3 protein-coding genes and 1 pseudogene are annotated in these 1853 nt (G+C 66.4%); 3 read left to right on the top strand and 1 reads right to left on the bottom strand.

Annotation, left to right across the window (positions count from 1 at the left end; all coding sequences use genetic code 11):
- The 3 genes and pseudogenes from Q7T84_RS00020 to Q7T84_RS00010 all read left to right on the top strand — a co-directional run.
- Positions 1–233 (top strand): annotated as a pseudogene (locus Q7T84_RS00020) (dolichol-phosphate mannosyltransferase); the annotation flags it as partial.
- 71 nt (positions 234–304) lie between these two features.
- Positions 305–733, top strand: a complete 429-nt coding sequence (locus Q7T84_RS00015) for a hypothetical protein (protein ID WP_304805515.1) — start codon at positions 305–307, stop codon at positions 731–733.
- 144 nt (positions 734–877) lie between these two features.
- Positions 878–1192: a DNA-binding protein gene (locus Q7T84_RS00010; RefSeq protein ID WP_304805514.1), complete on the top strand. Its 315-nt coding sequence runs from the start codon at positions 878–880 to the stop codon at positions 1190–1192.
- 21 nt (positions 1193–1213) lie between these two features.
- Here Q7T84_RS00010 and Q7T84_RS00005 read toward each other — a convergent pair whose 3' ends face one another.
- A complete protein-coding gene (locus Q7T84_RS00005; protein ID WP_304805513.1) occupies positions 1214–1636 on the bottom strand; it encodes a GNAT family N-acetyltransferase in 423 nt (140 codons plus the stop codon).
- Positions 1637–1853: the final 217 nt, after the last annotated feature.

Raw genomic sequence — 1853 nt, 5'->3', positions numbered from 1 at the left:
GCGAGGCCTTCCTGCGGCTCCCCTATTTCGACCACATCCACCGATACTTGCCGGCCTTGATGCTGCGTGAAGGCTATCAGGTGGACTTCCGGCCGGTGAACCATCGTCATCGCCAGACCGGCCAATCGAAATACACCAATCTCGGCCGGCTCTGGGCCTCGGCGTCGGACCTGCTCGGGGTGATGTGGCTGCAGTCGCGTTCGCGCCTGCCGGGCCAGGTCGAAGAAGTCTAGAGGCGCCCGGCTTGTCGCGTCTGGCAAAGCAGCGGAACCTCCTGCTCGATCCCGGCGGGGGAGGGGTTTCCATGTTCGCCGCACTGCCGCTGCTGGCCCTGCCGGTGCTCGCCTACAACGTGGCGGCCCTGACCCTGGCCGGGGGCTTCGCCTCGCAGGAGGCGGCCATTCGCATGAGCGAGCCGTTGTTCTCGATCGCGATGAGCAATGGCGGCCAATGGCCGGTGAACCTGGGCGACGTCATGCTGCTGGTCGGCCTGATCGTGCTGTTCATCGAACTGCTGAAATCGACGACCAGTCGGCGGACGGCGATCGTCAATCACGCCCTGTCGATGCTGCTGTTCGTGGCCTGCCTGGTCGAGTTTCTCTTGGCGCCGGCCTTCGCGACCTCGACCTTTTTCCTGCTGACGGTGATGGTGCTGCTCGACGTGCTGGCCGGGTTCATCGTCACCATCGTCTCGGCGCGCCGCGACGTGGATTTCGGTTCCGACGGGGCGTGAGGCCGCTCGCTAGGTGAGCGCGGTGAAGATCAGGGTCACGACGGCGACGTCGAAGAGGCGGATGGCGAGGGTGAACATGAGCGTCCCGTCGGCGATGGATTCACCTCCGGTTAAGCAAGACCGGCGCCAAGGCGGGCGAGGCTGATGGCGCTGTTCTTCGATCGTGAGTGGTTCGAGGCCAAACTGGCCGAAAGGTCGCTTAGTCAAAGGGTTATGGCCGCGGCCGCCGGCATGAGCGAGGCCGACCTGGTCCTGGTCTTCAAGGATCAGCGGGAACTTTCCGCCGAGGAGGTGGGCATTTTCGCCGACTTGCTGGGCGTGCCCCCGGCCCAGATCGCCCACCATGCCGGGGTCTCGACTCCGACGCCGGGCCAGGACGACTTGGCCGGCCGCCTGCTGGCTCTGGAAAAGAAGGTCGCGACGCTGGAGGCGGAACTCGCGCGATTGAAGGGGCGGTGAGCCCGCCCCCCTCGCGCGCCCCTAAGCCAGCAGCTTTTGCATGAAGTATCTCGGGAACATCGGCGGCGGGCCGTCGATCTGGCCGAAAACGCCAAAGCCTAGCCGTTCGTAGAACGTTCGGGCCTGGAAGGCGTAGGTGTCCAACCACATCGAGCGGCAGCCGCGAGCGATCGCCTCAGTCTCGGCTTGGGCCATCAGCTGTGTACCGAGGCCCTGGCCGCGCGCGCCCTCCGGCGTGACCACCAGGCCGATATAGAACGAGCCCCAGAGTGACAGCGCCCACAAGCCTCCCAGGATTTCGTCGTCGCCTGGAGAGGTGATGGTCAGGGCGAACGCCTGGCCTTCGGCGTCGCCCACGGCTTGCTGGTTGAAGGCTAGGAGCGGGGCCCAGATCGGCATGTAGGCGTCATCGGGCGCGGCGGCCCGGTGGATCGAGAGTTTCATGATGTCGTCCGCAATCGGTGCGCCGCGTGGAGCGGCCATGAGGGATGGCTCATGCGGCGTCGCGCCGGGACGTGCGTCCCGGTGACCGGTTCTATCCGGTGACGTCCGCGCTCTAGGCGCGGGTCAGACTGCGACGAAGCCCTTCATGCGGGGCAGCCTATCAGACCTCGGTCTTGGCCGCGGCGCCCTTTCGAGCCCGCCGGTCGGCGGCTCCGGA

It is taken from the genome of Phenylobacterium sp. (assembly GCF_030654915.1).
Classification (GTDB): domain Bacteria; phylum Pseudomonadota; class Alphaproteobacteria; order Caulobacterales; family Caulobacteraceae; genus Phenylobacterium.
Note: the sequence above shows the minus strand (reverse complement) of the source record. Positions and strands in the feature narration are given on the sequence as shown.